Source organism: Saccharothrix obliqua (genome assembly GCF_019375475.1).
Lineage (GTDB): Bacteria > Actinomycetota > Actinomycetes > Mycobacteriales > Pseudonocardiaceae > Actinosynnema > Actinosynnema obliqua.
In genome coordinates, this window is the sequence record NZ_JAHXGQ010000042.1 from 1 (window position 1) to 342 (window position 342).

Annotated in this window: 1 protein-coding gene; it reads right to left on the reverse strand. The window is 69.0% G+C overall.

The features are described from left to right. The coding region (locus tag KZQ38_RS35725) for an FG-GAP repeat domain-containing protein (protein WP_219448454.1) at window positions 1–342 on the reverse strand (342 nt) is incomplete at both ends.

Genomic DNA, 342 nt, shown 5'->3' on the forward strand with positions numbered 1-342 from the left:
CCCGAAGGTGCCGATGACGGTGCCGCTGCCGTTGAGCTTCCAGACGGAGACCTCGCCGGTGAAGGCGTTGTACAGCACGACGTCGTTGTGGCCGTCGCCGTTCATGTCGCCGGTGGCGACGATCTTCCAGTCGCGGGCGCAGCCCGTCGCGGTGTCGCAGCGGCCGGTCAGGCCGAACGTGCCGATGACGTTGCCCGCGCTGTCCAGCCGCCAGACGGAGACCTCACCCGTGAAAGCGTTGTACAGCAGCACGTCCGGGCGGCCGTCGCCGCTGAAGTCGTTGATGCCGACGATCGCCCAGTCACGTGAGCAGCCCGATGGGGCGTCGCAGCGGCCGGAGAG